23 protein-coding genes and 1 pseudogene are annotated in these 25,217 nt (G+C 68.0%); 8 read left to right on the top strand and 16 right to left on the bottom strand.

Annotated elements, in window-relative coordinates; genetic code table 11:
• Positions 1 to 39: 39 nt before the first annotated feature.
• The 3 genes and pseudogenes from IB259_RS31030 to IB259_RS18775 all read right to left on the bottom strand — a co-directional run bounded on the left by IB259_RS31030 (position 40) and on the right by IB259_RS18775 (position 3,458).
• A complete protein-coding gene (locus IB259_RS31030) occupies positions 40 to 1,047 on the bottom strand; it encodes an MDR family oxidoreductase (protein ID WP_370528709.1) in 1,008 nt (335 codons plus the stop codon).
• Positions 1,048 to 1,107: 60 nt separating this feature from the next.
• Positions 1,108 to 2,250: pseudogene (locus IB259_RS31025) on the bottom strand (acyl-CoA dehydrogenase family protein); the annotation flags it as partial.
• Positions 2,247 to 3,458 (bottom strand): CaiB/BaiF CoA-transferase family protein, encoded by a 1,212-nt coding sequence (locus tag IB259_RS18775; RefSeq protein ID WP_192329890.1) that lies wholly within the window; start codon positions 3,456 to 3,458, stop codon positions 2,247 to 2,249. The gene IB259_RS18775 and the pseudogene IB259_RS31025, both read right to left, overlap by 4 nt.
• 156 nt (positions 3,459 to 3,614) lie before the next feature.
• On the opposite strand from IB259_RS18775, the gene gcvA reads away from it, so the two are divergent.
• Positions 3,615 to 4,526 carry a transcriptional regulator GcvA gene (gene gcvA, locus IB259_RS18770; RefSeq protein WP_054450403.1) on the top strand — a complete coding sequence of 304 codons (912 nt, stop codon included), beginning with the start codon at positions 3,615 to 3,617 and terminating at the stop codon, positions 4,524 to 4,526.
• Here gcvA and IB259_RS18765 read toward each other — a convergent pair.
• From IB259_RS18765 to IB259_RS18715, 11 genes are all read right to left on the bottom strand, one after another.
• Entirely contained in the window at positions 4,489 to 5,859 is a 1,371-nt protein-coding gene (locus tag IB259_RS18765; protein ID WP_192329888.1) for an alpha/beta fold hydrolase, read from the bottom strand. The genes gcvA and IB259_RS18765 overlap by 38 nt on opposite strands.
• A gap of 62 nt (positions 5,860 to 5,921) precedes the next feature.
• Entirely contained in the window at positions 5,922 to 6,374 is a 453-nt protein-coding gene (locus tag IB259_RS18760; RefSeq protein WP_088138916.1) for a VOC family protein, read from the bottom strand.
• Positions 6,375 to 6,397: 23 nt separating this feature from the next.
• Complete coding sequence (locus IB259_RS18755) at positions 6,398 to 8,626, bottom strand: thiamine pyrophosphate-dependent enzyme (protein WP_192329886.1); 2,229 nt, start codon at positions 8,624 to 8,626, stop codon at positions 6,398 to 6,400.
• 12 nt (positions 8,627 to 8,638) lie between these two features.
• On the bottom strand, positions 8,639 to 9,457 hold the full coding sequence (locus IB259_RS18750; protein WP_054450398.1) for an ABC transporter ATP-binding protein: 819 nt from the start codon (positions 9,455 to 9,457) through the stop codon (positions 8,639 to 8,641).
• Between the two features lie 36 nt (positions 9,458 to 9,493).
• Entirely contained in the window at positions 9,494 to 10,576 is a 1,083-nt protein-coding gene (locus tag IB259_RS18745) for an ABC transporter substrate-binding protein (RefSeq protein ID WP_175181204.1), read from the bottom strand.
• A 68-nt stretch (positions 10,577 to 10,644) separates the two neighbouring features.
• On the bottom strand, positions 10,645 to 11,463 hold the full coding sequence (locus tag IB259_RS18740) for an ABC transporter permease (RefSeq protein ID WP_054450394.1): 819 nt from the start codon (positions 11,461 to 11,463) through the stop codon (positions 10,645 to 10,647).
• Complete coding sequence (locus IB259_RS18735; RefSeq protein WP_054450393.1) at positions 11,451 to 12,263, bottom strand: ABC transporter permease; 813 nt, start codon at positions 12,261 to 12,263, stop codon at positions 11,451 to 11,453. Before IB259_RS18735 ends, IB259_RS18740 begins: the two co-directional genes overlap by 13 nt.
• A gap of 79 nt (positions 12,264 to 12,342) precedes the next feature.
• The gene (locus IB259_RS18730; RefSeq protein ID WP_054450392.1) at positions 12,343 to 13,332 is read right to left on the bottom strand and encodes an alcohol dehydrogenase catalytic domain-containing protein; all 990 of its coding nucleotides are present in this window, start codon (positions 13,330 to 13,332) and stop codon (positions 12,343 to 12,345) included.
• 24 nt (positions 13,333 to 13,356) lie between these two features.
• Positions 13,357 to 14,130, bottom strand: coding sequence for an SDR family NAD(P)-dependent oxidoreductase (locus IB259_RS18725; protein WP_054450391.1), 774 nt, complete (start codon positions 14,128 to 14,130; stop codon positions 13,357 to 13,359).
• A gap of 7 nt (positions 14,131 to 14,137) precedes the next feature.
• Positions 14,138 to 15,451 carry a histidinol dehydrogenase gene (gene hisD / locus IB259_RS18720; RefSeq protein ID WP_192329884.1) on the bottom strand — a complete coding sequence of 438 codons (1,314 nt, stop codon included), beginning with the start codon at positions 15,449 to 15,451 and terminating at the stop codon, positions 14,138 to 14,140.
• 30 nt (positions 15,452 to 15,481) lie between these two features.
• Positions 15,482 to 16,534 (bottom strand): ABC transporter substrate-binding protein, encoded by a 1,053-nt coding sequence (locus IB259_RS18715; RefSeq protein ID WP_054450387.1) that lies wholly within the window; start codon positions 16,532 to 16,534, stop codon positions 15,482 to 15,484.
• Between the two features lie 221 nt (positions 16,535 to 16,755).
• On the opposite strand from IB259_RS18715, the gene IB259_RS18710 reads away from it, so the two are divergent.
• From IB259_RS18710 to IB259_RS18690, 5 genes are read left to right on the top strand one after another with little or no spacing between them, the layout of a single operon-like run.
• The gene (locus tag IB259_RS18710; RefSeq protein ID WP_054450386.1) at positions 16,756 to 17,808 is read left to right on the top strand and encodes a substrate-binding domain-containing protein; all 1,053 of its coding nucleotides are present in this window, start codon (positions 16,756 to 16,758) and stop codon (positions 17,806 to 17,808) included.
• Between the two features lie 19 nt (positions 17,809 to 17,827).
• A complete protein-coding gene (locus tag IB259_RS18705; RefSeq protein WP_054450385.1) occupies positions 17,828 to 18,751 on the top strand; it encodes an NAD(P)-dependent oxidoreductase in 924 nt (307 codons plus the stop codon).
• A complete protein-coding gene (locus tag IB259_RS18700) occupies positions 18,744 to 19,553 on the top strand; it encodes an ABC transporter permease (RefSeq protein ID WP_054450384.1) in 810 nt (269 codons plus the stop codon). The genes IB259_RS18705 and IB259_RS18700 overlap by 8 nt, the downstream gene beginning before the upstream one ends.
• Entirely contained in the window at positions 19,541 to 20,335 is a 795-nt protein-coding gene (locus tag IB259_RS18695) for an ABC transporter permease (protein WP_192329882.1), read from the top strand. The genes IB259_RS18700 and IB259_RS18695 overlap by 13 nt, the downstream gene beginning before the upstream one ends.
• Positions 20,335 to 21,129: an SDR family NAD(P)-dependent oxidoreductase gene (locus IB259_RS18690; RefSeq protein ID WP_192329880.1), complete on the top strand. Its 795-nt coding sequence runs from the start codon at positions 20,335 to 20,337 to the stop codon at positions 21,127 to 21,129. The genes IB259_RS18695 and IB259_RS18690 overlap by 1 nt, the downstream gene beginning before the upstream one ends.
• Here the strand turns inward: IB259_RS18690 and IB259_RS18685 are convergent.
• Positions 21,126 to 22,019 (bottom strand): LysR family transcriptional regulator, encoded by an 894-nt coding sequence (locus IB259_RS18685; protein ID WP_054450378.1) that lies wholly within the window; start codon positions 22,017 to 22,019, stop codon positions 21,126 to 21,128. The genes IB259_RS18690 and IB259_RS18685 overlap by 4 nt on opposite strands.
• Before the next feature lie 96 nt (positions 22,020 to 22,115).
• On the opposite strand from IB259_RS18685, the gene IB259_RS18680 reads away from it, so the two are divergent.
• Together IB259_RS18680 and IB259_RS18675 are read left to right on the top strand one after the other, a co-directional pair.
• Complete coding sequence (locus tag IB259_RS18680) at positions 22,116 to 23,447, top strand: arylsulfatase (RefSeq protein WP_054450376.1); 1,332 nt, start codon at positions 22,116 to 22,118, stop codon at positions 23,445 to 23,447.
• A gap of 40 nt (positions 23,448 to 23,487) precedes the next feature.
• Complete coding sequence (locus IB259_RS18675; protein WP_192329877.1) at positions 23,488 to 24,453, top strand: tripartite tricarboxylate transporter substrate binding protein; 966 nt, start codon at positions 23,488 to 23,490, stop codon at positions 24,451 to 24,453.
• Positions 24,454 to 24,463: 10 nt separating this feature from the next.
• On the opposite strand, the gene IB259_RS18670 is transcribed toward IB259_RS18675, so the two are convergent.
• Complete coding sequence (locus tag IB259_RS18670; RefSeq protein WP_192329875.1) at positions 24,464 to 25,204, bottom strand: SDR family oxidoreductase; 741 nt, start codon at positions 25,202 to 25,204, stop codon at positions 24,464 to 24,466.
• Between the last annotated feature and the right edge of the window lie 13 nt (positions 25,205 to 25,217).

Here is a 25,217-nt window from a genome sequence, read left to right as displayed (position 1 = left end):
GTCTCCTTTGGTGGTATGCGGGTCGCTATGCTGCGGCCCTTATCGATTCACGTCGACGACGATGCGGCCGCGTATCCTGCCCTCCAGCAACGGCGCGGCGGCGGCCGCGATTTCCGACAGGCCCAGCTCCTGCGTGTTGGCCTCCAGCATGCCGCGCGGCAATTCATCGGCCAGCCTGCGCCAAGCCTCCGCGCGCAGCGCCATGGGCGCATACACGCTGTCCACGCCGATCAGCGTCACCCCGCGCAGGATGAACGGCGCCACGGTGGCCGGCAGGTCCATGCCCTGGGCGAGTCCGCAGGCCGCCACGGGCGCGCCGTACCGCATGCCGGCCAGCACGTTGGCCAGCGTGTGACTGCCGACGCAATCGACCGCCGCCGCCCAAGCCTCTTTCTGCAGCGGCTTGCCCGGCGCCGACAACGCGGCGCGGTCCAGGATGCCGCTGGCGCCCAGGCTCCGCAGGTAGTCCGCTTCCTGCGGACGTCCGGTGCTCGCCGTGACCGTGTATCCCTTGCCCGCCAGCAGCGCGATGGCGACGGTGCCGACGCCGCCGTTGGCGCCTGTCACCAGCACCGGCCCGCCTTCGGGCGTGGCGTTGTGGCGTTCCAGCGCCATCACGCACAACATGGCCGTGTAGCCCGCCGTGCCGATGGCCATGGCCTGGCGGGCATCCAGGCCCGCCGGCAAGGGCAGCAGCCAGTCGGCTGGCACGCGCGCGGCTTGCGCCAATCCGCCCCAGCGCGTCTCGCCCAGGCCCCAGCCATTGAGCAGCACCGCGTCGCCCGGCTTGAAGCGCGGATCGGCGCTGCGGCGCACGGTACCGGCGAAATCGATGCCAGGCACCATGGGAAAACTGCGCACCACCGGCGACTTGCCGGTGATCGCCAGGGCGTCCTTGTAGTTCAGCGACGAGTACGCCACCTCCACCAGCACTTCGCCCTCAGGCAGCTCGTCTTGCGCGATCTGTGTCAGGCGCGCCTGCGTGCCGCCGTCCTCGCCTCGCGTCAGCTTCAAGGCCTGATACGACATTCCTTCCTCCCTGTGCATCGTTGCGCCAGCCACCGTGGCAGGCGCCGTCCCTGCGAACCGCAAGGCCAGGGCGGCCGCGATACGCTCGTTCATCATTTCGGTGGTGCCGTCGGCAAAACACAATGCCTTGGCCGCCAACAGCCGCCGTCCCATGCCCTGCGCCGGCAGCAAGCCCGTTGCGCCCAGCGCCTGGATGCAGGCGGAAACGCCGTCCAGGCATTCCTCGCCGGCGTATTTCTTGGCCATGGCCGCGGCCGGGACTGCCTCGTCCGAACCGGCATCGATCAGGCCCGCGGCGCGGTCCGTCAACATGCGCAGGATCTGCAGCCGCATCGACACGTCCGCCAGCGACCAGCGCAAACCCTGCTGTTCGATGATGGGGCGGCCGAAAGCCTGGCGCGCGGACGCGTGGCGCACCGCCAGCCTCAGCGCGCTGTCCAGCAGGCCCGCCGCCATCGCCGCGATGTGCGTGCGCGCCTTGTTCACGCCGGCCAGCGCCATTTGGAAACCCTGGCCCGGCGCATACAGCATGTCGCTGTCCTCGGCCCGATAGCCTTCCAGGCGGATGCCGGCGATGCCGGCCGCCCCCAGGCCTTCCAGCGCCGCGCCCGTCAGACGCAGGCATTGCGGCGCACGCAGGTCGACGATGAAGCAGGCGATGCCGGCCGGCCCGCGCGCCGGATCGGTCTGCGCGAACACCAGCGCCAGCTCGCCGCCCGCGGCATTGGCCACCCAGGCCTTTTCGCCGTCCAGGATCCACCCGCCGCCATCCTGCCGCCGCGCCCGCGTGGCGATGGCGGCGAAATCGCTGCCCGCGCGCGGCTCCGACATGGCGGTGCCCCCGATCAGGTCGCCCGCCAGCAGCCCCGGCAGGTAACGCTCGCGCGCCGCGGCGCTGCCATGTTCGGCAATGCGCAAGGCCACGTTGTGCTGATTGATGAACGCGAAGGCGAAGGCAAAATCCGTCGCCGCCAGCGTCTCCGCCGCCCGGGCCCGCATGCGGTAGGACAGTCCCAGCCCGCCGTCCCGCGCCGGGATCTCGATGCCGCCATATCCGCGCCGGCAGGCGTCGCGGATCTGGACGCCGGCCCAATCCTGCGCGCCGCAGCCGGCCGCGGCCAGCGGCGCCACCGCCTCCTGCGCAAACGACGCCAGGCCGCGCAGCAGCGCGCGCTCGTCCTCGCGCAAGCCTGCGTCGCGCTCGTCCGCGGCGGCGTTCATTGCATTACTCCCGCTGTCGCGGCGCCAGTCCGGATCACGCCCGCCGCCTGCAAGGCGGCCAGGCTGGCGTCGTCATAACCCGCCATGGCGCGCAGCAACGCCTCGGTGTCCTGCCCCAGGGCCGGCGGATAGTCCAGCCGCGGCTGGCCTGCGAACTTGAAGGGATTGCCGAGCATGCGCACGGGCTCGCCGCCTTGCGGCCTGGCCACCTCTTCCACCATGCCGCGCGACGCCGCCAACGGATGCGCCAGCGCCTCGTCCACGCCCAACACCAGCGCGGCGGGCACGCGCCGCGCCTCGAAGATATCCAGCCATTCCTGCGCGCTGCGCGCGCCGATGGCGCCTGACAAGGCCTCGGTCAGCGCATCCACGTTGGCCACGCGCGCCGCGGGCGTGGCGTAGCGGGCGTCCGTGGCCAGTTCCGGCAGCCCGATCGCGGCGCACAAGGCCTGCCAGAACGCATCGCCGGTGGGCGCCAAGGCGATCCAGCGCCCGTCCGACGTGCGGTAAATGTCGCTGGGCGCGATCATGCCGTGACGCGCCCCGCTGGCGCGCGGCACGGGACCGCCCTGCAGATAGCCCTGGGCCTGCCAGGTCAGCATGGCCATCTGCGCATCGAACAGCGACACCTGCACCTGCTCTCCCACGCCGCTGGCCTGCGCCTGCACCAGCGCAGCGGCGACACCCAGCGCCAGGTACAGCCCGCCCGCCAGATCCGCCACCTGATAACCGACGCGCACCGGCTTGCCGCCGGCCTCCCCCGTGATGCTCATCAAACCCGACATGGCCTGCAGCATCAGGTCGAACGCTGGCGCGCCTGCATAGGGACCTCGGTCGTCCAGCCCGATCAGCTGGCCGACCACGATGCGCGGATTGATTGCGGCCAGGGTGTCGTGATCCAATCCCAGCCGTGCCGGCACGTCCGAGGCGAAGCCATAGATCACCGCGTCCGCCTCGCGCACCAGATCCTGGAACGCCTGGCGGCCCAAAGGATGCTTCAGGTCCAGCGCCACGCTGCGCTTGCCCCGGTTCACCGACAGGAAGAACGGCGAATCCTGCACGTCGGAAACGGGAGGCACCGAGCGCGCGTAATCGCCGCCCACCGGTTCGACCTTGATGACCTCGGCACCCAGTTGCGCCAGCAATTGGCCGGCAAACGGCCCGCCCAGCACCCACGTCAGATCCAGTATGACCTTGCCCTGCAGCATGCCTGCTCCCTTTCCGGTGAGTTAAATTCACAGCGTGTTCCGGGACGGCATCCGCCGCCCCGATTTCCCGGTATGCAACCTTGCGGCGTATTCCAGCACGGGGCGGACGCCGGGGCCAGGCATCATTTCTAGCGACTGTTGTGAGGTAAATTCACAATGAAACCCAGACTGCCGCCGCTGACGTCCATCCGCGCCTTCGAATCGGCGGGCCGCCAGTTGAGCTTCACCCAGGCCGCGGACGAGCTATCCGTCACGCATGGCGCCATCAGCCATCAGATCAAGGCGCTGGAAGACTGGTTGGGTGTGAAGCTGTTCCGCCGCCTGGGCAAGAAGATCGAACTGACGGATCAGGGCCGGCTCTATCTGGACACCATCAGCCCGGCGCTGGACGCCATCGCCTCGGCCTCGCGCAGCCTGCGTTCGCGCGAGGTGCTGCGGGTCAATGCCCTGCCCACCTTCACCATGCGCTGGCTGTTTCCCCGGCTGGCCCGGTTCCGTGAGCAGTATCCCGAGGTGGAGGTGGAGATATCCACCGGACTGGAGCCCTTCAGCCGCCTGCCCGCGAATCTGGACGTGGTGATCCGGCGCGAGGCCGAGCCCACCCCCGGCCTCTACAAGCGCCGTGTGCTGAACGAGAGCTTCTTTCCGGTATGCGCGCCCGGCCTCCTGCAGCGGCTGCCGCTGGAACGCATCACCGACCTGTCGCGCCACACCTTCCTGCACTGCCGCGCGCGGCGTAGCGCCTGGAACGACTGGCTGGCCAGCGTGCAGCACAGCCGGGTCGTGCCGGCCGAATCGCTGGAGCTCGAACACCTGTACTTCGCCCTGCAGGCCGCACTCGACGGCCTGGGCATGACCATAGGCTATTCATCGCTGGTGGCCAGCGACATCGAGGACGGCCGGCTGCTGGCGCCCTTCGGCCCGCTGACGGTGCAGTCGCCGGGCTATTTCCTCATCATCCGCGAAGAGCGCCGCCACGACCGCTTGCTGAAGACCTTCTGCGACTGGCTGATGGTGGAAGGCGAACGCTTCAACAAGCATATGGAGACGCTGGTGCCTGGCGGGTGAAAGCCTCCAACACGATATCCGCCACCAGCTTGCCGGCCTCCCATTGCGGCATGTGGCCGGCATCCGGCAGCAGGTGCAGCGCGGTCCTGGCCGGTGCGTTCAGCGCGTGGCGCCATGGGATGACGGCGTCGCGCCGGCCGTGGATCAGCGTGCAGCGGCATTGCAGGCTGGCCAGGTCGGCCGCGATGCTCAGTTGCTGCACGCCGTTCCAGCCTACTTCCCGGCATAGCTCGATCAGAGGCTCGCGCCGCGCCTGCGTGCTCTGGCGCAGGGCGTCGATGAAGTTTCCCGACGGCGTCATGCCGGAGACGGTGAGTTTCTGCAGCTCGCGCTGTGCCGCTTCGTTGGTGCCGGCATGCGTCATGCCCGTCAGAAAGCTCTGGTCGATTTCAGTGCCCAGGCCGACCGGCGCGATCAGCACCAGGCTGTCCACGGCCATGCCGGGGCGGGACGCCGCCCGGGCCGCCACCGCCGCGCCAAAAGAATGGCCGATCAGGTTCACGGGGCCGATGCACTGGGATGCGACCGTGTCGGCCACCGCATCGACGATATGCTCGAAGCGCGTGGCCTGCGAACGCGTGGCGCCATGGCAAGGAAGATCCATCGCCAGCACGCGCAGTCCGGCGCGGCTGAGCGCATGCGCCAGGCTGGCCCAGGCGTCGCGGTCGCCGAACATGCCGTGGATCAGCACCGCCGTCTGGCTGTCCGGACGGCTCCCCTCCCACACCGTGAACCGTATCTCGCCATGGCGGGTAGCCGCCCAGTCCTCGCGCTTTGCTCCTGGCGCGCCGCGGGCCAGCATGCCCTCCCGTCCGTTGCCGCTTGCCAGGCCGACATCCGCCACCGTCACGCGACCGTTGGGCCCGGTCCCCGCAACCGCGTCCAACGCGATACCGCGCTCGGCCGCGACGCGGCGGGCGGCAGGGGTGGCGAACTTGCGCTCTCCTGAAGGCTGCGCGAGTGGACGCACCAACGACGGCGACGCCGCCGGCGCCCGCGCGGCGGCCGGGGCGGCAGCGGCCGCCGCAGGCGTTGCCGCTGTGGGTTGAGCCGGCACGCCGGCCGCACTCGCCGCCGGCGCAGCCTCGCCTTCCATCTGCACGCGTGCGATCACCGTATCCGCGTTGACGATGCCGTCCACCGCGACCAGATGCTCCACCATGATCCCGTCGTCGTGCGCGGGCACCTCGATGATGGACTTGTCGGTCTCGATTTCGACCAGCACGTCGCCCGTCTTGAAGGCCTGGCCAGGCGCCACGATCCAGGCGACCAGGCGGGCGGCGTCCAGGGCCTCGCCCGTCGGCGGGACGACCATATCCAGCGTTCTCGTCATGCTTGTTCCTCAGAAGATCGATGCGCGCGCCCCGGCTGGCGGAGCGTGACGCCAGCGCGGCGTCAGGCCGCCGGATTCATGAACTGGATGAACTCCGTGATGGCGCCTTCAGGCTCCATCAGATAGAACACCTTGGTGCGCCCTTGCCGCATGACGCGCGGCGAAGACACGCTTTCATAGCCGGCGCGCGTGGCCTGCTCGTATACGGCATCCACGTCCTCCACCTCGAACGCCATGTGGCTGTAGCCGAAATCGCATTGGCGGCGCGGCTGCCTGTCGCCGTCCGGCGTGTAGTACTTGAACAGTTCCACCCGGTGTCCGCCGTGGCGCAGCATGGCCCAGCGTATGGTCGCGCCCGGCAGGCCGACCACTTCGCCCAGCGCAGGCTCGCTGCGGTGGTCCATCTCGCCCTCCAGCTCGAAGCCAAGAAAGCCGGTGTAGAAATTGCGCGCGCGTTCGAAATCATTGACGCAGACAGCCGTGTGATGCGTGGCAAGCAGTTTGTCTTTGAGCATTTTTCTCTCCGATGGCGTCCAGTTCAGCGGGCGCCGCCGCGGCGGCTGTCCATGGATTTCAGGGCCGTCTCCACGGCCTGCGCGTCCGCCAGCGCGGCGCGCTCCAGCACCTTGGAGACCACGGGCGAGGAATTGGCGCCCGTGACGTGCACGATCTCGTGGTCCAGCCAGTCGAACAGCCTCGACTGCGCCTCGCTCGCGACCCGCGAGCCGATCGAGGTGCCGCGGGTAGTCTGCTCCACGATCATCAGCGCCTGCGTACGCTTGACGCCGGCCGCGATGGTGTCCCAATCGATGCCCAGCGGATCCAGCGTGCGCAGGTCTATCACCTGGGCATCGATGCCCGTGCGCTCCGCCGCCTGGCAGCAGACCTCGACCATGACGCCATAGGTCAGGATGGTGCAGCGCGTGCCCTCACGCGCCACCCGAGCCCGGCCGATGGGCACGATGTAGTCCCAGTCCTCGGCCGGCACCTTGCCCAACGTCTTGAACAGGTCGTTGAATTCCACCATCAGGACCGGATCGTCGCAGCGCAGCGCGGCATTGAGCAGGCCGATGTAATCGTAGGGACGCGACGGCGCCAGGATGCGCCACCCTGGATACTGGGCAAACAGGCCGCTGGCGTCCATGGAATGCTGCGAACCGTAGCCGGTGCCCGCCGTGACCCGGCTGCGCACCAGCACCGGCACCGCGAACTTGCCGCCGAACATGTGGCGCACCTTGGCGATCTGGTTGAACAGCTGATCCGCCGCCACCAGCGCGAAGTCGGGGTACATGATCTCCACCACCGGCCGCATGCCGTTCAACGCCGCGCCCAGCGCCAGGCCGGTGAAGCCGTTCTCGCAGATGGGCGTGCCGATGAGGCGTTCCGGAAAATGGTCGCCGATGTCCTTGGTAGCGCCAGCCGTGCCGCCTTTCAGGCGATGCACATCCTCCCCCAGGATGAAGATGCCGTCGTCGCGCTGCATGTTCAGCAGCATGGCGCGCGAAATCACGTCCTGGAACTTGGCGTCCGCCAGACTCGCTGGCGTCTGCTCCTCCAGCTCGATGGCGCGCTGACCCGCGAGTTCGCCCAGGTTGCCGCGGATGCCGCTGTCCACGCTGGCCGGGTCCGGCCACAGTTCGGGCCGGATGCGTTGCGCCGCCTCATCGCCGTAGTGCTCCAGCAGCCGCCCTAGCGCGCCGTCTATCAGTTCTTCCGCGCGGCGCTCCAGGCGGGCGATGCCGGCATCGTCGATCAGACCCAGCGACTTCAGCTGCTCGGGAAACGTCGACATGGGATCGCGCGCGCCCCAGGCTTCTTCCTCGTCCTTGTCGCGGTAGCGGAAGGCGCTGCCCTTCAGCGCGCCCGACTGGTGCAGGTAGCGGTAGGTCTGCGCCTCCAGCAGCACCGGCCCGCCGTCGCGGCGGATGATGGCCCGGGCTTCCTGCATGGCCAGGCGCGCAGCGACCACGTCCATGCCGTCGAACTCTATCGCCGGCACGCCCAGGGACAGGCCGCGCGCCGACAAGCGGGTTTCGCGGGTCTGTTCCGACACGTGGGTGGACACGGCGTACAGGTTGTTTTCCACGAAGAAAATGGTGGGCGTGTTGTAGAGCGCCGCAAGGTTCATGGCCTCGTAGGCCGCCCCGCTCTGCATGGCGCCGTCGCCGAAGAAGGCCACCGACACATGGTCGCGGCCGCGCAGCTTGTCGGCAAAGGCGTAACCCACCGCATGCGACGGATTGCCGCCCACGATGGCGTTGGACCCATAGATGCCGGCCTCGGGATAGCGCAGATGCATGGAACCGCCACGGCCGCCGCAATAGCCAGGCGTCAGGCCCAGGATCTCGGCATAGGTCCGGTAGACCACCTCACGGTGCGAATCCAGCGTTTCCGAGTCCAACGGCGAATAGTCCGCCGGTGTGGCGTGGTTCAGCGCCTTGGCAAGAAACTGGTGGTGCATGCGGTGGGTGCCGTTGATCTTGTCGGCCGACTCCAGCGCCGACATGGCGCCCACGGCGCCGCCGTCCTGGCCGATGCTGGAATGCGCCGGACCATGCAGGATGCCGGCCACACTGAGCTTCAGCAGCTTCTCTTCGAAGCGCCGGATCAGTATCAACTGCTCCAGCATGCGGACCATCTCGCGCGGCGCGATGGCCCCCGCATCCGCGGCGGTGGCGGTAAGCCGCCACCACGGCGTGTCGGTGTGCAGGGCGGCAAGCCGCGAGGGTTTCGCGGCAGGCGCCGCGCCTTCATTGATGTGCTTCATCTACGCTTCCCTTCAGTGAGCCGCGGCCAGGGCGGCATCCAGCGGTTCGGTTTCCTGCGCCCGCAGCAGCTTCCAGATGTGCGTGCGCAGGTGCACGAATGCCTCCATGTCCATCACGTCCTCGATCCGCTCCATGCTGTCCCAGTCCTCGCGCTTGCGCACGTCGGCCACGTTGATGATTTCCTTGATCTGTCCCGGGCGGCCGGTCAGCACCACCACGCGGTCGGACAGATACACCGCTTCTTCCACGCTGTGGGTGATGAACAGCACGGTGCGCGGATTGAGGCGGGACAACTTGACCAGTTCTTCCTGCATGACCACGCGGGTCTGGGCGTCCAGCGCGCCGAAGGGCTCGTCCATCAGCAGCACGTCGGGATCCAGCGCGTAGCTGCGGGCGATGGCCACGCGCTGCTGCATCCCGCCGGACAGCTGGTGCGGATAGGCCTGCTCGTAGCCCGCCAGGCCCATCAGTTCGATGTAGCGCGCCACGGTCCGCGCCCGCGCCTCGCGCGAGGCGCCCTTGCACTTCAAGCCGAAGCCGATGTTCTCGGTCACGGTCTTCCAGGGAAACAGCGCAAACTGCTGGAACACGACGGCGCGGTCCGGTCCCGGTTCCTCGACTTCCTTGCCACCCACCCGCACGCTGCCGGCCGAGGGAAACTCCAGGCCGGCTGCCATGCGCATCAGCGTGGTCTTGCCGCAGCCAGACGGTCCGACGATGGAAACGAACTCCCTCTCGCCCACCTCGAAACTCACGTCGTCCAGGGCCAGGAAGCTTTCCCCGCCCCGGCTGAAAGTGCGCTGCACCCGCTCGAAAGTAATCTGACTCATGCTTGCGTTCCTTTGTTGAGAGCCGCGGCCGCCGGCTTACCTGGCGACGTCGGAGACGAAGGCCCTGAGCTTGGGATCGTCCTGGATCATCTGCAGATACTTGCCCGTGACCATGGTCTTGGGATCAGGGATCTTCTTGACCACGCCCACGGACACCATGAATTCCCCCACGCTGTTCCACCACTCCACGATCTCCGAGGACCCGCCGGGGCCCGGCGCGAACAGCTTGGTCTGCTCCGCCAGGTCGAAAGCCGGACGGTCGCGCAATTCCTGCGCCAGGTACTTGTCGGGGAACTTCACGCCCACGCTGCCGAAAAAGGCTTTCAGATACGCCTTGGCCTCCTCGGGATGCGCGCGCTGCCAGGCCACCGCGCGCAGGTAAACCGCCAGGAAGCGGGCGACCTTGTCGGGATGCTTCTTGGCGAAGGCCGGCGTCGTGAACAGGTAGCTGTGGATAGGCATTTTCAGCTCGGCGCCAGTACAGATCACCTTTGCGCCTATGGCCTCTTCCAGGATGTAGGTGTTGGGCGCCCACACCGAGGAAATGTCGTACTTGCCGCTCATTACCGCGGCATTGATGTCGGGCGGCGACAGGTTCACGAAGCGGTAGTCGTCGGGCTTGAGGCCGAACTTCTGTGACAGGCATTGCGCCGCGCCCCACTGACCCGTGGAGTTGCTGGTGACCGGAATGGTCTTGCCCTTGAGCAGCGCCGGGTTCTTGAGGTACTCATCCGCCCGGTCCTTGGTGGCCATCAGCGTGATGATGGCGGCCTCGCCGTCGGCGATGCCTATGGTCTGCAGGCCGTACTTCGACGCGCCCAGCAGCGACGGAATATTGCCCGCCCCGCCCACGTCCCATGAACCGGACGCGCCCGCCGCGATTTCGACCGCGCCGGAAGCAAAGGTCGAAATCTCAGGCTTCAGGCCCACCTCCTTCCACCACCCCTTCTCGCTGGCGATGTACCACTCCAGCGCCCACCGCTGTGGCTGCTGCCCGATGCGGATGGTGAACAGTTCCTCGCCCGCCGGCGCGGCCTGGGCCGTCGCCTGTCCGGGTCCCCCCAGCCAGCACCCGATTACGAGCGCTGCCAAGGCCTTGAGGCCTTTGTAGTGTTTCATCTGTCTCTCTCCAGTATGAAATGACGCTGCCTGCACTGCCTGCCTGTACTCCCTCCTTTTTTCCCGGGTCAGCGCGACCAGTCGCGCTGCACCCTGCGCTGCAGGGCGCGCATGCCGTAGTCGATGCCCGCGCCTATCAGGCCGATGGTGATCATTCCGCTGATCACGATGGCGGGTTCCAGATTGCTGCCGCCCTGCACGATCATGTAGCCCAGCCCGGTCGAACCCACGATCAGTTCCGCGCCGATCAAGGACTGCCAGCCGAACCCCGCGCCGACGCGGATGCCAGCGACGATGTGCGCCAATGCGGCCGGCAGCAGGATTTCCGTCAGCGTCGCCCAGCGCCCAGCCCCCAGCATCTGGCCGGCCTCGATCAAGGCGCGGTCGATCTGCCGGGCGCCGCGATAGGCGTTCAGTACACAGGGCGCGAAGGCGCCGGCGAATATCACCAGGGTGGGCGACAGGAAGCCCGTGCCGAACCAGAAGATCGCGAACGGCACCCAGGCGATTGGGGGAATGAAGCGGAAGGCTTCGAACACCGGCGTCACCGCCCAATCCAGCGCCTTGAAACGCCCCATGAACAAGCCCAGCGGGACACCAAGCAGGACCGCGATGGAGAAGCTGATCAGGAATTTCTCCAGGCTGGCCAGCAGATGCATCTGCAGCACCGAGCCCGCATAGGGTTCGCGCGTGTGCTCGGCCATGCTGCGCAGCACCGTCAGCGGTCCAGGCAGGAAGGCCGGCGATACCAGGCCCAGCCCGGACAGCAATGCCCAGCCGCCGAACAAGGTGGCGATGCCCAGCGCCGGCATCAGCCAGCGTTCGAGCACGCGGCGCGACACGAGGGCGTGCGCGCGCGACGGGCCGGCGCGGTTCAGGCTTTCCATGGCATCACCTTGCGTTCGACCTGCGCCAGCAGGGCCGACATCAGCATGCCCATGCCGGCCACGGCGGCCATGGCCACCACGATCATTCCCGAGTTCAGGTCGCGGGTGGCGATGATCAGCACGTGGCCCAGGCCGACGAAGGAGCCGACCAGCTCGGCCGCCACCAGCACCATCCAGCAAGCCTGCAACGACGTCCTCAGGCCCGTGAAGATGGCGGGCAACGCGCCTGGAACGATGACGTCCAGCAGCATCAGGCGGCCCGCCGCGCCATTGACCCGCGCCGCCTGGAGCAGCGTGTCGTCGATGTTGCGCACGCCGGTGTAGGTATTGATCACGGTCGGCGCGAAAGCTGCCAGCCAGATGACGAAGACCTTGGCGCTGGTGCCCAGCCCGAACCACAGGATGGTCAGCGGAATCCAGGCGATGGGCGCAATGGGACGGACGATCTGGAACACCGGATTGACGTAGGCCTCGACCAGCCGGTTCTGCCCCATCAGGATCCCCAGCGGCACGCCCGTCAGCGCCGCCGCTGCGAACCCGTACAGCACCAGTCCGGTGCTGGCCACGATGTGCTGCCACAGCGTGCCGTCGGCATAGCCGTCCCCTGCGATCTCCAGTAGTGCGTCCCAGGCATCGCTGGGCGACGGCAGCTGCACCGGACTCAACAATTCCAAAGGGCCGGTGGCCAGGTACCAGGCCAGGAGCAGCGCCGCGACCGACGCGCCGCTGACCAGCCAGCGCAGGGACAGGCGTCGACGCACCGGCGCGGGTGGAGGGGCGGGAGGCCTGGCTACGGTCATGGCGGCACTCCGATCGAGCAGGGCCAGGGCGGCCGGTACGCCCCCGACGACGGGCGGGGAAAGAGGATGGCGGGCCATGTCAATGCGTCCTCAGCACGATCTTTGCCGACGCCGCGCGTCCGCCATCGAGGTCAGAGAAAGCCCGCGCGCCCGCGCCCAGTTCGCGCTCCTCGATCCAGGACAGGTCGCCGAAGACGCCGCGATGCAGCGCGTCCACCGTGGCGCGCAGATCCGCGCTGGTGTAGGTATAGGCGCCGATGAGGGTGATCTCCTCCAGCGTCAGCCGCCGCATGTCGATCTCGCTGGCCCAGTCCTGCAGGCCGATGTGCAGCATGACGCCGCCCGGCTGCACCGCGGCCAGCGCCGCGGCGCGCGTGAGCTTGCCGCCTACCGCGTCCACCACCAGTTCATATGCGCCCGGTTCGGGTGCCGCCTCGCGCGGATCGAAGGCCGTGCAGCCCGCGTGCTGCTGCGCCGAAGCGCGCCGCAAGGGATTGGTCTCCGCCAAGCTGACGCGGCAGCCCTGGCTGCGCAGCAGCAACGCCGTCAGGAGGCCTATGGCGCCGCCGCCCACGACCAGCGCGCGGGCTTCGGCCAACGGCCGGAACAACGCCCGCTGCGCCAGCGCCACGCCGTGCAAGGCCGTGGCCGCGGGTTCGGTCAGCGCGGCCGCGGCGGCCGGCATGTCCTGCGGCACGGATATCAGGCAGCGTTCGGGTATGGCCATGAACTCGGCGAAGGCGCCGGGACGCGTCATGCCCACCATGCCGCGGTTGCGGCAGAGATTGTTGCGGCCCTGCACGCAGAAATCGCACTGGCCGCAGTGGATCAGCGGATTGCCGGTGACCCGCTGGCCGGCGCGGCTGCCGCCCACCAGCGTGCCGACGAACTCGTGGCCCAGGATCAGCGGCGGATTGCGGCGGGGATCATGCCCATGGTAGGCATGCATGTCCGAGCCGCAGATGCCCACGGCCTCGATGCGCAGCAGCGCATCGCCGTCCGCTGGCGCGGGATCGGGTTCATCGCGGAAGGTCAGCTGGCCGGGCGCGGTGTAGACAAGGGCTTTCATGGCGAGGCTCCATGGAGATGCCGGTCAGCGGGCCGAAAAGCCGCCGTCTATGAACAGGGTCTGCCCGGTTATGTAGGCCGACGCCTCGCTCGCCAGGAACACTGCCGCGCCGTGCAGGTCTTCCAGCCGGCCATTGCGGCCGATCATGGTGCTGCCCGCCAGGGCCTGCACGCGGGCCGGGTCGCTCATCACGGGCGCGGTCAGCGGCGTCTCGAAGAAGCCCGGCGCGATCGCGTTGCAGGTGACTCCGTGGCGCGACCAGTACTCGGCGATGGCTCGGGTCAGCTGCATCAGGCCGCCCTTGGACGCGCCATAGGGCGCGCTGTCAGGAAAGGCGCGCACGCACTGCAGCGAGGTAATGTTGATGATGCGGCCCCAGCCGCGTTCGCGCATGGCCGGCGCCAGCGCGCGGGTCAACAGGAACGGTGCGGTCAGGTTGATCGCCAGCGAACGGTCCCAATCATCGTCAGCCGTGTCCTCGAAGGACTTGCGCACATTGATGCCCGAGGCATTGACCAGGATGTCAGGCGCGCCGAAAGGTTGCGCCGCGCGGTCGGCAAAGTCGCGCAACGCATCGCGGTCGGCCAGATCGCAGGGCAACGCGCGCGCACGCAGGCCTTGCGCTTCGAATTCGCTGGCGGCGCAAGCCAGCTCGTGCTCGCGCCGCGCCACCAGCACCACGCTGGCGCCGGCCCGCGCCAGCGCCAGGCCAATGGCCCGGCCTATGCCGGAACTGCCGCCGCTTACCAGCGCGACGCGGCCGTCGAGGTCGAACAGGCGGGACATGTCATTCTGCATGATGGCTTTACTCCCGCACGGGTTCGCCCAGTTCGAAGGACTCTTTGGGGAAGTACTTGGCCAGGCGGTCGTCAGCCGTGCGCGCATGCGCTTCCATGCCTTCCAGGCGCGAGATCCGCGCCGTCACCTGGGCGGTGTCACGGCTGGCCTGGCGCGTCATGCGCTGCCAGGTGACGGTCTTGATGAACTTGTGCACGGATAGGCCGCCCGAATAGCGCGCCGCGCCCTTGGTGGGCAGGATGTGGTTGGTGCCGCTGGCCTTGTCGCCGAACGCCACCGTGGTTTCCTCGCCCAGAAACAGCGAGCCATAGCAGGTCAGATGCCGGAACCACCAGTCCAGGTCTTCGCAATGGACCTCCAGGTGTTCGCTGGCGTAGCGGTCCGAGACCTCGACCGCCTCTTCGCGCGTATCGCACAGCACCACCTCGCCGTAGTCGCGCCAGGCGGCGCCGGCCGCGTCCCTTGCGGTGGGCGGCAGGGCCGCGATCAGTTCGGGCACTTGCTTGAGCACCGCTTCGGCCAGCTTGCGGTCGGTGGCGATCAGCCAGGCCGGCGACTCGTGGCCATGCTCGGCCTGTCCGACCAGATCCGAGGCGACGATAGCCGGGTCCGCCGACGCGTCGGCGATGATGCAGACCTCCGAAGGCCCGGCGAACACGTCGATGCCCACGCTGCCGAAGAGCATGCGCTTGGCTTCCGCCACGAACTTGTTGCCCGGCCCGACGATGATGTCGGCCGGTTTGCCGGTGAACAGGCCATAGGCCATGGCGGCGATCGCCTGCACGCCCCCCAGCGTCATCACGGCATCCACGCCCGCCACCTGCATGGCATACAGCACTTGCGGATGTATGCCCTCGCCGCGGTACGGCGTGGAGCAGGCGATGACCATGGGCACGCCGGCCGCCTTGGCGGTGGCAATACTCATGTAGGCCGAAGCGATGTGCGCGTAGCGCCCGGTGGGCACATAGCAGCCCGCCACGTTGACCGGTATCAGGCGCTGGCCCGCGACCAGGCCCGGCGCGAGTTCCAGCTCGAACTCGCGCACCGAAGCCATCTGGGCCTGCGCGAACTTGCGCACCTGGCCGGCGGCGAACTCGATGTCGCGCTTGATGCCGTCGGGAATGGACGTGGTGCGCCGTTCCATCTCGGTGGCGCCGACCAGGATGTCCCCCTCCCATTTATCCAGCCGCCGGGCGTAGTCGCGCACCGCGGCCTCGCCGCCCGACTTGATGTTCGCCAGCATTTCGGCGGCGACCTCGCGCGCGGCGGCCTCGTTGGCCTGGGGCTGCCTGGACGCGGACTTGAGCTTGCTTACTGCCATGGTATGGCCTCGCGGAAGAATGGATGAAGCTCAGTTGGTCTTGTTGGCGAAAGTCTTGAGCGCCGGGGTCTGGTCGACGCGCTTCATGTAGTCGTCCGTGATGTAGGCCTTGGGGTCCGGCACCTCGGTGAGCGTGCCCACGCTCTTCAGGTAGCCCGACAGCGCCTCGTAGGCGTTGTCCAGCGTGGACTTGCCGCCAGTGCGCGACATCAGCTTGAGCTGCTCGTCGAGCGTGAAGATCGGCCGTTCCAGCTCCTGTCCCAGGTAACCGTCGTTGAGCTTGATGCCGTTGGCCTGGAACAGCTTGCGCAGGTAGCCCATGGCTTCCGCCTTGTTGTTCTTCTCAAAGCTGACGGCCCGCAAGTACACCGCCAGGAACTTGGCGACCGCGTCCGGATTCTGCTGGGCGAATTCACCGCGGGCCACCAGCGCGCCAGGAATCATCACGCCCGCGTCCTTGCCGCTGCACACGACTTCCGCGCCGATCTGTTCGTTGAGCGTATAGAAATTGGGCGCCCAGGTGCCGGCCAGCATGCCGTTGCCGCCGGTGTAGGCGGACACCAGCTGCGCCGGGGCCAGCGTGACCACGCTGACATCGCTGCGCTGCATGCCCCATTTCTTCAGGCAGGCCATGGTGGCGTATTCGCCCGTCGAGTTCGGACTGAGGAGGATCTGTTTGCCCTTCACTTCCTTGGCCGCGTTGCTGCGCACGGCGGCGGCGTTTTCCTTGCGCGCCATCACGCCGTTGGCGGTCGATTCGTCATTAGTGACGCCGAGGGTCACGATGCCATAGCGCTGCGCGCCCAGCACCGCGGGCGGCGACCCCGTTCCGCCCACGTCCCAGGACTTGGATGCGGCGCCGGCAATCTGCTGCGCCCCCGCCGGATACACCACGAACTCCGGCTTCAGGCCGGCTTCCGCCCACCAGTTCTTTTCCGTAGCGATGTAGATCGGCAGCGCCCAATAGGCAATCTGGTAGCTGACCTTGATGGGAGTCGGCGTCTGGGCCGACACGGACGGGCTCAACAACAAGGCGCCCAGCGGCGCCAGGCACAGACCCAGGATGCGGGGGATTCTCGACATGCTTAGTCTCCGATAGTGGATTCCGGTCTGCATGCGCGAGCTGCCGCGACATTCCCCGGATAGCAGGCCCGGATCTGCGTCCGGGCTCGTTTTTTGAAAGCGCATACAAAGAATAAGCGCGGAAGAATCTCGTTCAACCCCGAGAAAACCCTAGAGATAGACCATAGCGTTTCAATAACTGTATATTCACACCATCAAATTTCTGAAAGCGCTTTCAAAACATGAAGCGAAAGTCGGCTCCCCTATCCGGGGACACCCTGAAGTCCATCGCCGCCGCCGGCGGCATCTCGTCGGCAACCTTGTCGCGGGTGTTGAACCACCCGGAAAAAGTGCGGCCCGACCTACGCGCGCGCGCCATGGCCCTGCTGGCCGAGGCTGGCTACGTGCCGCACGGCGCAGCCCGTTCGCTCGCTTCCCGCAAGACCCGGACCATGGGCGCCATCATCCCCACGGTGGACAGTGCCCTGTTCGCCAAACTGGTCGACGGCATGCAGCAAGCGATCCACGAACACGGCTATCAGCTGCTGCTGGCCAGCACCAACTACAGCCCCGCGCGCGAAGCGGGTGAAGTGCGTGCGCTGATCGAGCGCGGCGTGGACGCCATGATGCTGGTCGGGCGTAGCCGCGACCCGGAACTCTACGAACTGCTGCACTCCAAGGGCATCCCCTTCGTCACCACCTGCCATTACGACGCCGCCGATTCCTGGCCCATGGTGGGCTGGGACAACGCCGCGGCTGCGCAGCGCATCGCCGACTACCTGCTGGACATCGGCCACCGCCGACTTGGCGTGATCGCCGGCATCTCCAAGGACAACGACCGCGCCGCCGACCGCGTCGCCGGCTTCACGCGCGCCCTGACGCGCCGCGGCATCGAACTGCCGCCGCAATACGTCATCGAAAAGCCCTACACCGTGCCCGAAGCCCGCCGCGCCATGGCCACCCTGCTGCGCCTGCCCGAGCCGCCCACCGCGGTCATGTGCGGCAATGACATCCTGGCCTATGGGGCGCTGCAGGAATGCCTGTGGCAAAACCTGCGCGTGCCCGAGCAGATTTCGATCACGGGCTTCGACAATATCGAAATGGCGGCCCATTGCCGGCCCGGCATCACCACCCTGAACGTGCCGGCCTTCGAGCTGGGCCAGCGCGCCGCCCAGATCCTGCTGGCCGCCGATGCCGACACGCCGCCCGAAAACGTCTGCATCGAACTGGAATTGATCGTCCGCGACACCACCGCGCCGCCGCGCAGCAGCACCAGTGCGCGGCTAGGCCGCTGACCACAACGGAGCAAGCCCCATGGAACACATCGAATCACCCCGCATTGCATTCCTGGGCCTGGGCGTCATGGGGAGCGCGATGCTGCGCAACCTGGCCGCGCAAGGGTATGCAGTATCAGGCTACGACGTCGTTCCCGCAGCCATGGAGCGCCTGGCCGACACCGGCTTCCGGCGGGCCGCCACGCCACTGGACGCCGCCCGCGGCTGCGACGTGGCGATCACCATGCTGCCCACCTCGACCCACGTCCGCGACGCCTTGTTCGGCGCCGATGGCGCGGCGGCGGGCTTGAATCCGGGCGCCCTGGTCATTGAAATGAGCACGGGCGACGCGGTCGAGACGGACCGCATCGCCGCCGATCTCGCAGCCCTGGGCCTGCGTTGCATGGATGCCCCCGTGGGGCGCACGCCGCGCGAGGCGGCGCAGGGCAAGGCCTTGATCATGGCTGGCGGCGCGCAGGCCGACTTCGACCAGGCCGCGCCCATCTTCGCCGCCATGGCCAACGAGATCGTGCACGTGGGCCCTTTCGGTTCGGGCATCCGGCTCAAGCTGGTCAACAACTACATGTCCATGGTCGGCATGGTGCTGACGGGCGAAGCGCTGATGTTCGCCGCCAAGCTCGGGCTGGACCGCGCCACTGTCGTCAAGGTGCTGTCCAACACCACTGCGGGGCGCGGACAGCTCCTGACCAATTTTCCCGGCAAGGTGCTGGCGGGCGACATCAGCCCCGACTTCCCCATGCGCATGGGCTACAAGGACATCAACCTGGCCATGAACCTGGCCGCCTCGGTGGGCGCGCCGCTGGGCCTGGGCGGCTACGCCCGCGAGATGTTCGCGCTGGCCAAATCATGGGGACGGCAGGAGCAGGATTGCACCGCCATGCTGCTGTTGCTCGAGGACGTGGCCCATCTGGACCGCCAGGCGACGGGGTCCGGCCATGAGTGAGCACATCGCAACCCTGCCCGCGCGGCGGCCGCGCGCATCGCGCCGCCGAATCACCGTGGGCGTGGCGGCCGTCGCCATCGCCTTTGCCGCCTGGTGGATCGTGTCGGCGCTGGGCCTGGTCAATGGCGCGCGCTTTCCCACCCCGCTCACCACCTGGCAGGCCGCGGTGCAGCTCTCGCGCGATTCCGGCTATGCCGGCGGCACGCTGTTCCAGCACATCGGCCACAGCCTGCGCCTGGTATTCCTGGGATTCCTGGTCGCGATCGGCACCGGCGTGCCACTGGGGCTGCTGATGGGATTCAGCAAACGCATCGACGCGCTGGTCGGGCCGGTGTTCTCGCTGCTGCGCCCGATTCCGCCACTGGCCTGGATCCCGCTGGCCATCCTGTGGCTGGGCCTGGGGGATCCGGCGAAGATCTTCCTGATCTGGGTGTCCTCGTTCACACCTGCCGTCATCAACACCTACGCAGGCGTGCGCAACATCGACCCCACGCTGATCGAGGCCGCGCGCGTGCACGGCGCGGGCAATCCCGTCCGCATGCTGCGCGAGGTCCTGATACCCGGCTCCATGCCCATGATCTTCACCGGCCTGCGGCTGTCGCTGCAGACCGCGTGGATGACGCTGGTGGCCGCCGAACTCATCGGCGCCTTCATCGGCCTGGGCAAGGTGCTGGACACCGCGGCGCTGGACATCCGGCCCGGCATGATCCTGTACGCAATGGTCTGGGTGGGCCTGTTGGGCGCGGTGATGACACGCGGACTGGAATGGATCGAAAAGAGGGCCTTGCCATGGCTACGTTGACACGCGCCTCGGGCGACCCGCCCGCCTTCACCTTCGGCTTGTCCTGCCTGGGGCTGGCCGGCTTCTTCCTGGCCTGGCATCTGCTGAGCGTGGCAGGCGTGTTCCCGCCCAACTACCTGCCCGGCCCGCTGACCGTGCTGCAGACCATCGCGCAGTACAGCAGCGAATCCTATTCCGGCGCCACGCTCTGGACGCACCTGGGCGCCAGCCTCTACCGCTTCGCCTGCGGCTTCCTGCTGGCCGCGGCGGTAGGCATACCGCTGGGCCTGCTGATGGGCTGGTACCGCTGGCTGGACGACGTGGTCAGTCCGTTCTTCGATGCGTTGCGCTTCGTGGCGCCCATCGCCTGGGTGCCGTTCGCCGGCCTGTGGTTCGGCACCGGCATCGGCGGACCCACCCTGATCATCTTCGCCGGCGCCTTTCCGCCCTGCCTGATCAGCGCCTACCGCGGCGCCAAGTTCGTCGACACGCGACTGCTGGAAGCCTCGCGCACGCTGGGCGCCAGCGGCCCGCGCATCGTGGCCGAAGTGCTGCTGCCGGCGTCCCTGCCTTCCATCCTGGCCGGCCTGCGCGTCAGCGCCGGCATCGGCTGGCAATCGCTGGTGGGCGCGGAACTGATCGTGGTGGGCAACGGCATCGGCTACATGATGGTCCAGGGGCAGCTCAACGTCGCCACCAATATCGTCATGGCCGGCATGATCGCCATCGGCATCGTCGGCATCTGCATCGACGTTGCGCTGCGCATGTTTGAACAGCGCCTGAAGGCGCGCTGGGGACGTTGATGGACTACGCAACGCCAGACTCAACCTTGTCGGTCATTGTCACAGGCGGCGCAAGCGGCATCGGCGCGGCGGTATGCAGGCGGGTGATCGAAGCGGGCGGCTACGCGGCCATCCTTGACCTCAACCAGGAAGCCGCGCATACGCTGGCGCGGGAACTGGGGCCGCGCGCGGTGGCCGTCCCCGGCGACGTGCTGGACGAGGCCGGACTGCGGGCCACTCAGGAACGGCTTGCCGCCCTCCTACCCGCGGTCAACGGACTGGTGAACTGCGCCGGTATCGCCCAGGTTCCAACCGCCATCGAAGACTATCCGGTGGAGGCCTGGGCCCGTGTGGTGGATTCCCACCTGAAAGGCACCTATATCGCCTGCCGCGTATTCGGCAGCGCGATGGCCGAGCGCGGACGCGGGGCGGTCGTCAACGTGGCGTCCGTGCTGTCGTTCCGCCCCGGCCCGGTACTGGCCTACGGTCCGGCCAAGGCCGCCGTGGTCAACCTGACCGAAGCCCTCGCGGTGCATTGGGCGCGCCGCGGCTTGCGCGTCAACGCCATCGCGCCCGGCTGGACCGACACGCCCTTCCTGAAACCCAAGGAACGGCAGGGCGAGCGCGACATGACGCCGATCCTGAACGCCACGCCGCTGGGCCGCCTGATGCAGCCGAGCGAGATCGCGGAAGTGGTGTTCTTCCTGCTGTCGCCGGCGGCCTCGGTCATCACTGGCGCCACCATCCCCTGCGACGGCGGCGTCATCGCAGGATCTGGATGGGCGCCCTACGGGGGCTTTCCGCAAGCTGGCTAAGCGCGGGGCGTGGCCTCCAGCACCGCCGCGCGGAACTCCTGCATCAGCGGCGACCAGGTGGCGCCGTGCCGCGTAACCAGCGCCATGCTGCGCCGCAGGGGCCGGCCCAGCGCCACCGGCAGTTCCGCAATGCCTGGACCCAGCGCACTATGCGGCATCAGCGCCAGCAGGTCCGAGGCCGCCAACAACGCCAGCGCGCCCCCGGAAAAATGCTGCACCTCCAGCGCCGCCGCAGGTTGCGCCAGGCCCGCCTCGGCATAGCGGGCCTCCAGCGCCTGGCGCGCCACCGACCCCTGCATGGGCAGGATCCAGCGTTGGCCTGCCAGGTCGCGCAACGCCAGCTTGCGCCGCGACGCCAGCGGATGCTTGCGGCTGGCGGCCACGCACAGGCCGTCCTCGCGTATCGATTCCTGATGCAGCGAGCCCGGCACGTCGGCATAGATCGGTGTCACCGCAAGGTCCAGCCTGCCGCCCGCGACCTGCTCGTTGAGATCGTCCGACTGGCCTTGCGTCAGCTGCACCCGCAGCGCGGGCCGGCGCGGCAGCAGGCGGCGCAGCGCCGGCATCACCACGCTGTCCACGGTAGCGCCGGTCGCGCCGATACGCAGCAGCCCGGCCTCGCCCAGGCGCAGCTCCATCGCATTGCGCACGGCGTCGCGGTACTCCGCCCAGAGCCGCTGCGCATGCTCGCGGAACGCCAGGCCCGCCGAGGTCAGGCGCAGCCCGCGGCCGCCGCGGTCCAGCAACGCCAGCCCGGTATCGGCTTCCAGCCGTTGCAGGGACTTGGACAGCGCCGGCTGGCTGACGCCGCAGGCGGCCGCGGCGCGGTCCAGGTTGCCGTGTTCCACCACGGCCAGGAAGTACTCGATGTCGCGCAGGGACAGATTCATAATCGTTGGTTATGCATAGACTCAGCTTCAGGAATATTAAGCCGGGCCTGCGCTCCTAGAATCCCTGGATAAACCCGCAGACAGGAGACGCAGCGCGTGGACAAGAAGCCCAATATCGTATTGATCGTGGCCGACAACCTGGGATGGGGCGAATTGGGCTGCTACGGCGGCGGCGCGCTGCGCGGCGCGCCCACCCCCAACATCGACCGGCTGGCCTCGGAAGGACTGCTGCTGCAGAACTTCAACGTGGAAAGCGACTGCGTGCCCACGCGCTCCGCGCTGATGAGCGGGCGCCATCCCATCCGCACCGGTTGCCTGCAATCCGTCCCTCCCGGCCTGCCACAAGGCCTGGCGCGCGACGAAATCACGCTGGCCCAGCAATTGTCCGGCCAGGGCTACGCCACGGCGCATTACGGCAAGTGGCACCTGGGCGACATCCCCGGCCGCTATCCGTCCGATCGCGGCTTCGACGAGTGGTATGGCATCCCGCGCACCACGGACGAAAGCCAGTTCACCTCGTCCATCGGCTTCGATCCCTCGGTCGCCGACATCCCGCACATCATGCAGGGCCAGGCCGGCTCGCCTTCGGAAAACGTCAAGGTCTACGATCTGGAGACCCGCCGCGGCATCGACGCCGAACTGGTCGACCGGTCCATCGGCTTCATGCGCAAGCATGCAGAGGCCAGCCGCCCCTTCTTCCTGTACCTGCCGCTGGTGCACCTGCACTTTCCCACCCTGCCGCACCCGGACTTCGCGGGGCGCACCGGCGCCGGCGACTTCGCCGACTCCATGGTGGAAATGGACCACCGCGTCGGCCAGATCGTGCAGGCGGTGGATGAACTGAAGCTGCGCGACGACACCGTGTTCATCTTCTGCAGCGACAATGGCCCGGAATTCCGCAAGCCCTACCGCGGCACCGCCGGTCCCTGGACCGGCACCTACCACACGGCCATGGAAGGCAGCCTGCGCGTGCCCTTCATGATCCGCTGGCCGGGCAAGGTCCAACCCGGCCAGGTCTCCAACGAGATCGTGCACGTCACCGACCTGTACACCACGCTGTCGCGCATCGGCGGCGCGTCCATGCCGCAGGACCGTCCCATCGACGGCATAGACCAGACCGACTTCTTCACCGGCGCCAGCCCGACCTCGCTGCGCGAGGGCTTCCTGTTCTACATCAAGAACGACCTGCGCGCGGTCAAATGGCGCGACTGGAAGCTGCATTTCTACTGGGAACCCGAGGTCAACGAAGGCAAGGGAAAACTGGAGTCGCCGTACCTCTTCAACCTGAAGCAGGACCCCAAGGAAGAAAGCGACATCCTCATCTTCAATACCTGGGTGCTGGGGCCCATCCTGAAAATGGTGCAGTCCTTCAATCAGTCCTGCGCCGCGCATCCGAATACGCCGCCCGGCAAGCCGGATCCGAGCTGAGACGCGCGGCGGCCTGAGCAAAAAACACAAAGGGGAAACCATGAAATTCGCTATCCGCTGCTGCGCGCTGCTGCTGGGCGCCGCGCTGACCGCCACCGCCGGCGCGGCAGACGCCAAGCTGGAATGGCCCGGCAAGCAGATCACCTGGGTGATCGGCTTCGTTCCGGGCGGCACCGCCGACGTGCTGACCCGCATCGCCGCGCAGGAACTGGCGCGGCGCAGCGGCTTGAACGTTATCGTGGAAAACCGCCCCGGCGCGGCGGGCGCGATCGCCCTGCAGCTGGTGGCGCGCAGCAAGGCCAGCGACGGCTATCTGCTGACCGTGCCCGGCCCGCTGATCTACCCCACGCCCCAGCCCGAGATCGGCCGCGAACTGGCGCCCGTCATCCTGATGGCCCAAGGCCCCATGGTCATTGTCGGTCCCGCCAAGGACGCCCGGGCATCCCTGCAGGACGTGCTGGCCGATGCCCGCCAGCGGCCCGAAGCATGGAGCTACGGCAGCTCGGGCAACGGCACATCGCAAAACCTGGCGGGCGAACTGCTCAACCAGTATGCCGGCACCCGCATCGTGCATGTGCCCTACAAGGGCGGCGGCCAGGCGGTGGCCGACGTGGCCGGCGGCCAGATCCCCCTGGCGATCCTGGGTTCGGCCCCGGTCATGCCGCAGATCAAGGCCGGCACGCTGAAGGCCTACGCCGTCACCACGCCCTACCGCCTGGACAGCCTGCCCGACGTCCCCACGGTGGAAGAGTCCGGCTTCAAGGGCTACGCCGCCACCCAGTGGTTCTCGGTCGCGGCCAGCAAGGACATCCCCGCCGCGCAGCTGGACCAGGTCAACGCCGCGCTGCGCGCCGCCGTCGCCACGCCGGAATTCAAGGCCGCCCTGGACAACGCCGGCATGATCGCCGGCGGCGGCTCGCGAGAGGAATTGCAGTCATTCATCCAGGCGGACAGCGCCAAGTGGCAGAAGCTGATCGATAGCGGGGCGGTGAAGCTGGCGAATTGAGGACCTTCCCTCAACTCATATACACGCCGCCATTGATGGCGTAGTTGGCTCCCGTCACGAACGCCGCCTCATCCGACGCCAGCCACGCGCACAGCCCCGCCAGATCCTTGGCAGTACCCAGCCGGCCCACCGGCACGCTTTCGACGATACGGTCCAGCAGCGCCGGCGGGAACGCCTTCACGGTGTCGTCGGCAATGAAGCCCGGCGAGGCCAGGTTGACGGTCACGCCGCGGGCCGCGACTTCCTGGGCCAGCGAACGGGTGAAGCCGATCACGGCGCCCTTGGCGGTGGCGTAGTTGATCTGGCCGATCTGGCCCTTCTCCGCGGCCACGGAGCCGATGTTGATGATGCGGCCCCAGCCGCGATCCGCCATGCTGTCGACCACCTGCTTGGTGGTGTTGAACAGCGTGTCCAGATTGCTGCGCAGCACCGCCGACCAGTCCGCCTGGCTCATCTGGCGAAAGCGCATGTCCAGCATGGCGCCAGCATTGTTCACCAGCACGTCGATCTCGCCGACCTCGCGCCGCACCTTGGCGAAGGCCGCCTCGGTCGAGGCCCAATCCGTGGCGTCGCCCTCGGAGGCGACGAAGTCGTAGCCCAGGGATTTCTGTTCCTTCAGCCAGTGGTCCTTGCGCGAGGAGCGCGGCCCGCAGCCTGCCACCACGCGGTGTCCCGCGTTGTGCAGCGCCTGGCAGATCGCGGTGCCCGTGTGGCCCATTCCGCTGGTGATGTAAGCAATGCGCAAAGCCATGTACTTCCCCTTT

Source organism: Achromobacter sp. ACM04, assembly GCF_014851465.1.
In the GTDB taxonomy this organism is placed as follows: Bacteria; Pseudomonadota; Gammaproteobacteria; order Burkholderiales; family Burkholderiaceae_B; genus Achromobacter; species Achromobacter aegrifaciens.
The sequence above is the reverse complement of the archived record's forward strand: the minus strand, read 5'-3'. Positions and strand labels throughout refer to the sequence as shown.